Origin of the sequence: Bacillus sp. S4, assembly GCF_040838205.1 — a bacterium.
Lineage (GTDB): Bacteria > Bacillota > Bacilli > Bacillales > Bacillaceae_G > Bacillus_A > Bacillus_A cereus_U.
In genome coordinates this window covers 1-5,993 of record NZ_JBFPJI010000206.1, presented here as the reverse complement: position 1 = coordinate 5,993, position 5,993 = coordinate 1, and the positions used below count along the sequence as shown (strand labels likewise).

Sequence of the window (5,993 nt, the reverse complement as noted above, 5' to 3'; positions counted from 1 at the left end):
CTGGATCTGTTGGTTTTTCTGGATCTGTTGGTTTCTCTGGATCTGTTGGTTTTTCCGGTTCTGTCGGTTTCTCTGGATTTGTTGGTTTCTCTGGATTTGTTGGTTTCTCTGGATTTGTTGGTTTCTCCGGCTCTATTGGTGGCTCTATAGGTGGTTTTGGTTTTTCTATCCCTATATTTTCCGTATTACCATTCTCACCCTCCGGTGTAATTGGTGGGTTCACAATTGCATCTGGTTTCTTCTCTGGTGGAAGAATATCTCCTATACTCGCTACTGAAGAATCAATATTTTGATCGCCAAATGCAAAATGATCTCCATTCACGGTGACTTGTGGCTTATTATCTGTAATAGCTGCAATCACATTATCCTTTGCTGTATCTTGAATTGATTTATCTGTTGTTTCTTTATCAAAGAGTGCTAGAACACGAGAAGTGGTTTCATCCCCATTTTGAAGATTACTTACAATAGATTTTTCTTTAAAATTAATTTTTGATTTATCCAATTCTTCGAGTACATAAGCAACTTCATTATCTTTACTTTGAATTGCGTTTTCTGTAATTGCTTCAAAATCTTGTTTGTTCAGATTTTCTTTCTTTTCCTCCGGCTTATTTTTATCTACTTTTTTTGTAATAGCTGACTTACTTTTTGAAGATTCCTTACTTCCAAACCAACTGCACCCTGTAGTGCCCAATATCAATGAACCACCAAGAAAAACAATTCCCATTTTTTTATACAGATTCTCATAATTTAATGGCATGTTATTTTTTCCCCCTTAGATGTCCTTTAGATCTTTATCAATCTTTTCAATCTTGGCTTTCTTTTCCTCTTCGCTTATCGTAGATTGTTGAATATCCCGTTTTTCTAATTCTTTGACCTCTTTCATCAAGGTTTTGTTTCCTTGCGTTTTGGCAAAAGAATAACAATCTTCATATTTTTTTAGATTTACAAAGGCTTCAACAATGAGCTTTTCACGCCTACCATCCATATTGACTTTCCCTTTGAGCTTGATTACCTCTTCATATTTTTTATCAAGCGCTGCCTTTTCAAAGTCGATTACATCATTTTTGACATCTATTTCATTGATTTTATTCATGTTGTCTATCCCGATAAAATAAGCAACCACACTTTCTGCAAATTTCGGCTCATACTGTAATGCCTTATTTGCCTTTCCATTTAATAAATAAGTAAATAAAACTGCCTTTTGACTATCTTTATCTAGTTCTGTGTAATTGACCTTATCAAAGTATTTAACGGCTTCTCCATACTGTTGAATGGCTGCCTGTTGTAATCCTTTTACTACATATTGTTCAGAACCAGCATTTGCACTCGAAACTGGCTCGGAAGAGAATAATTTAAAGGCAAATATGGCACCAGCCCCAATTAACACCACGCTTCCTATGACACTCGCAATAATTTTGAATCCTTTTCTATTTTCCTTTCCAGGCTTTACTTGTGTTTTCACTTCATCCGATGGACTATAAGAGGGTTCTTCCTTTCTTTCTGATAATTCTTCTTGATATTCATATTCTTCATGAAAAGGAGAATCATTGATTTCCCTTTCTAACGTTTCCAACAGCTCCTTTTTTTGTTCCTCTTGTTCTGGATCTAATTGCATCACATTCATTTTTTTAGAAATGTGATCAAAAATATGATCTGCATATCTCGAACCAAGTGATAAAGTACCGTTATAAATTTCATTAGAATGACCATCTAACAAATCGAAATCAATATGTTCTTGTCGCCCTGATTCTCTATAAACACGTTCTAATCGTTTGGTTAAGATGTAAGCTTCATGAAACGAATATTGCTTACCCGACTCAATTTCTGTTCCATTACTACTATTAAAAATGACAAACATGGCTTCTCCTTCCTCACATTTACTTTAAATTCCATGAAAAAAGGCAACAAAAAAAGCCATACCCTTTGCATAGCTTCCTCATTGCCCTATTCATATTTATTCACTATTTCATCCAAAGAAATGGAAATAAGATTTGACCAAATTTAACATTACTATTTACACTCTCTGATAAGTACATGCATCCCATTACGATAACGAGTCCGGCTGCCGCACCAAGAAACCACCCAACACATTTATGTCTTCCTCGTTCACCACCCCAAATTAATAGATAAGCGGCATAGCAAAATACAATAGCTGTACTAACCTGTGCTCCTCTTTGCATCCATGTAATAAATGAATTACCCGTATTAATTAGACCATCCATCGCATCACCTAACACTAACATTTGAGCTACTGTTTCCAACATTGACATATACATTCACTCCCTTTTCATTTTTAGATGCTTATACGTTACTAAGCTGACTTGTTTCATTCGGTTTGCTGTCTTCTTTTACTTCTGTTGATGTTGCTTTATAAGCTTGTAAAGCTTTCATTACTAGATCTTGATTTTCTTCAATGTATTTCTGATGATGTAAATGAAGCCAATGGTTATAATCCTGACCATTGGCTCTTAATAGGTTTGCTACCATATCTTTTTCTTTTTTTAATTCCTTCTGTGTAATCGCCACTGTATCACCACCTTTCAATGATTATGTGATTACTTCTGATATTGCTCTTTGCAATTTTTAACAAAAAAACTAAGTTCACTTTCAAGTTCTGATGGTTTAATTTGTGGGATTTTAATATCTTTTTTTAATTTTCCTTTTTCATAATATGCTAGTGAATCTCTTTTTTGAGATAATCCCCAATCATACGGGTTACTTGAACCCGGTATATCTTTACCCTCTTCATCTAATTCTTGTACCTGGACTTTTTCTTGTTGTGCTACTTTTTTTACAGCATGAAGCCAATCCTCTCTTTTTTTCTTGGTGGAATTTAGCATAACAAATCCCGTGCCATCCTCACTCATGAATTTTTTCATTTCTAACGGACTAAGTTCCATTACTTCCCCTTTTCCAGAACTAAAGACAAATGTTGAACCAATACCAATTGCAATTAACAGTCCAACAACAGCGGAAATGATCCACCCTTTACGACTCATATATGTTCCTCCCTTTGCTATATTTTTATAAGCGATTTTGAAGTGTGATGAGAAACATTTAAACTTCAAAATCCGTCCTTTTTTATAACATTTTAAGGAAAGTGGGATATAAAATGGAAATATCATTTGTGGCTGGAATGACGAACCCTGTATTGGTATGCGTATAGAGACTAATCCCGACTTAGTTTCTATATGCCCAATACCGCACTACGTATTTTGGCATGAACGTAGAACCTTATGTATCTATGGTTTGTGATGTTCGTCGCTTCTTCAGAATGTCAAAATGGGATATTCCTCACGAGTACTGACACAAACAGATCTTTGATACAATGCATTTCCCAGTGGTCACAGATGAGTTTTACGATCTTACTCATCCAACGATAATCGTATACCTAACCCCTCTAGTGACCTTTCGAAGGGAAGCACGCATATATATTGAAAGCCGTATATCATCCTTCTACATCATTACTGAAAGGAAAAGATACGCAATATATATCTAAATTGTCAAAGAGCAACTTACTTTGTGCTATGTTCTCAGCACACTTCAAAATCGCTTTTTTTATTTACACTTTTGTTTTACGGCTACTAATTCCGATTGTTTATGTTTCCGTTTGGCAATTAAGTTTTGATGTTCGTCTCTGACAGATCGCACTTGATAATAAATTTGAGCTACTTTTTCAATGCTTCCTGTGCTATTTTCAATTGCGATGGTACCTTTCAGTTCGTATGTTTTCCCATCAAAAGTTTTGACACTATGAGCTTGTGATGCCGCAATATCATAGAATGTGAGCCTTTGTTCTTTTCCCATATGAACGCCTCCTATTTTTGATAAAGAAGGGAGAAAAACGCTTCTCCCTTGTCTAGTTTTCTAGCCATCTAGATAGGATGAAATAGTGAACGAGTGCTTCATATCATGCTAGGGTTGTTGTGTTATACGAGGTTATGATGCGTTGTGCTGCCTCTTTTCCGTATATGTGCTGTAATGCGGAGTGAGATTCAACTACGATAGAATGATAAATGTGGTATGTTACGCTTTCTTTCAAAAACTGCTCCATATGAGGGATTAGGTACAAATCATATTGATGAAATACCAGGTGAATTGGTCTTATATTCTTGCATTCTGTTAGATACTGAAGAAAACTTGATAATGCTTCTCCTCTGTCTTGATACGTACTTGTTTCCGTTTCTACACTAATATACACAACTGCTTTTTGTTTTATATCCATTTGAAGCGTTTCATAACCAGCCAGTAAATCATGTTTGAGTATACGATACCCTTGTTCTTGCTTCTCCTTATGTGTATCTTTATAAAACATGCCTTTCGGATCAAAAATAAAAATAAAATTATCAGTTGCCTCGTTCAATCTTTCTATAACCGATCTATAAGCACCAAATCGAGCTTTTATGACACCAGGAATCATATCCTTCCATCCACTTCTCTCAGCGCTTTAATCATCCTTGTGTACTCCTTTGCTACACCTAACATGTACGATGCTCCTTCCCATTTTTTCTACTGATGATTAGCGAAACATCAGTTCTTTAGAAAGCCAGGGACTTTTGCGCCGCCCAATTTCTTCCCCAAGTTCCCCTAAATTTTTCGCTTTACCGACATAGACTCTGGTCACTACCTTTTATCTTCTTTTCGGTTTCATTCTGCTTTTTTACGATTTCTTATTGCAAATACGAATCCTATTGAGACAAGGACGATAAATACAAAGCCAATCCATTTCAATTGCGGATTCTCAGCTTTCCCTCCCGTTGTAGGAAGATTACCTTCTAATTTTTCTACTTTCCCTGATGTTTTTCTGAGTTGCGGTTTTGTAATAATCTGTTGTGGTGTAACAGGTTTATCTGTTACTTTTAATTGTTCTGTTTTTTGTGGTTGTTCCGGTTGATGTGGTGTTGATGGTGTCGGCTGCTTCTGATCCTTCACCGTGTGCTTAATAATTTTACCATCTTCTTGGATTTCAAAAGAGAATGTTTCTTCGTTAATCAAGTATCCTTCTAGTGCGAACGTTTCAACATGACTAATAGCTACCTCAAATGATATACAGTTTCTACTGAATAATCAGAATTTTAAGATTAAAAAAACTAAAAAAATAAAAATAAAATTGTACCTTTTCTTCATTACTGATTTAAAATATAAATGTATAATTGTATATTACTAAGCATTGCTTTATTCCAACCTTGCCCGATAGTATGTTGCGAAAAAGAGGCTCTCGATAGGTACTTCCAAAAAATCCGCAATACTTTTTGCACGACTAGAAATCAGACCTTTTCTTCCTGATTCTACATCATACAAAGTACTGACTGGAATTTTGGAACCGTTTGAAACATCATTAATTGTATAGCCCTGTGATTCACGAATTTCTCTTAGAACTGTCAAATATCTCCCCCCTTATTTACAGTTTATTCGTCTTTTAGCCTAAAGTCAACACTTAAAGTTCCTATTTTTTACACTTTAAGTGAAAAATGTGAAGGCTCTTCTTAAAACCTACTTGTTTAAAATTGGAGTGATAACTTATATGAGAATTGAAGAAAACGTACTAGGAAAAAACATAAAGAAATTAAGGGCTTTAAAAGGAGTAAATCGCAAAGAAATGGCGGAAGATCTTAAAACTACGTATAGGACTGTTTCTAGTTGGGAAACTGGAGAAAAAAAACCACGCCTAAACAAATTAGAAGAAATCGCAAATTATTTTGACGTTAATACAGCTTCTTTATTAAAGAGTGAAATCCCTGATAAAGAATTATTAAATACGATAAAGGGAGAAGATCCTGTTGAACGTCTAGCACGACTGCTTTATGAAAAGTACATGAGCGTTCCAGATAAACACAAACCTAGAATTGAAGAAGAATTACTAAAATATGCAAGCAAATTAAAGATGCAAATTGATAAAGAAGAATAGAGGGTCCCTACGATTGAGACTCTCTTATTCTTCTTTACAGATATATTCTGAACATAATTCAATAATTTCACCAAATGTTTGTAAA

General features: G+C 35.0%; 7 protein-coding genes and 3 pseudogenes. 1 reads left to right on the top strand and 9 read right to left on the bottom strand.

From position 1 onward, the window contains the following. From AB3X48_RS16400 to AB3X48_RS16360, 9 genes and pseudogenes are all read right to left on the bottom strand, one after another. Nucleotides 1-757, bottom strand: a pseudogene (locus AB3X48_RS16400) (hypothetical protein); the annotation flags it as partial. A gap of 15 nt (nt 758-772) precedes the next feature. Further along, nucleotides 773-1,858, bottom strand: a complete 1,086-nt coding sequence (locus AB3X48_RS16395) for a hypothetical protein (RefSeq protein ID WP_016103746.1) — start codon at nt 1,856-1,858, stop codon at nt 773-775. A 103-nt stretch (nt 1,859-1,961) separates the two neighbouring features. Next, a complete protein-coding gene (locus tag AB3X48_RS16390) occupies nt 1,962-2,270 on the bottom strand; it encodes a hypothetical protein (RefSeq protein ID WP_016103745.1) in 309 nt (102 codons plus the stop codon). 31 nt (nt 2,271-2,301) lie between these two features. Beyond that, nucleotides 2,302-2,526: a hypothetical protein gene (locus AB3X48_RS16385; RefSeq protein ID WP_016103744.1), complete on the bottom strand. Its 225-nt coding sequence runs from the start codon at nt 2,524-2,526 to the stop codon at nt 2,302-2,304. Nucleotides 2,527-2,555: 29 nt separating this feature from the next. Next, nucleotides 2,556-2,999 carry a hypothetical protein gene (locus AB3X48_RS16380; RefSeq protein ID WP_016103743.1) on the bottom strand — a complete coding sequence of 148 codons (444 nt, stop codon included), beginning with the start codon at nt 2,997-2,999 and terminating at the stop codon, nt 2,556-2,558. A 559-nt stretch (nt 3,000-3,558) separates the two neighbouring features. Beyond that, nucleotides 3,559-3,807 carry a hypothetical protein gene (locus tag AB3X48_RS16375; RefSeq protein WP_016103742.1) on the bottom strand — a complete coding sequence of 83 codons (249 nt, stop codon included), beginning with the start codon at nt 3,805-3,807 and terminating at the stop codon, nt 3,559-3,561. A 103-nt stretch (nt 3,808-3,910) separates the two neighbouring features. Continuing rightward, a pseudogene (locus AB3X48_RS16370) lies at nt 3,911-4,485 on the bottom strand (hypothetical protein). A 162-nt stretch (nt 4,486-4,647) separates the two neighbouring features. After that, nucleotides 4,648-5,028 (bottom strand): annotated as a pseudogene (locus AB3X48_RS16365) (LPXTG cell wall anchor domain-containing protein); the annotation flags it as partial. Nucleotides 5,029-5,175: 147 nt separating this feature from the next. Beyond that, entirely contained in the window at nt 5,176-5,385 is a 210-nt protein-coding gene (locus AB3X48_RS16360) for a helix-turn-helix domain-containing protein (protein WP_098270656.1), read from the bottom strand. Nucleotides 5,386-5,524: 139 nt separating this feature from the next. Between AB3X48_RS16360 and AB3X48_RS16355 the strand changes: the two genes are divergently transcribed. Further along, a complete protein-coding gene (locus AB3X48_RS16355; protein WP_097904817.1) occupies nt 5,525-5,908 on the top strand; it encodes a helix-turn-helix domain-containing protein in 384 nt (127 codons plus the stop codon). The last annotated feature ends 85 nt before the right edge of the window (nt 5,909-5,993 follow it).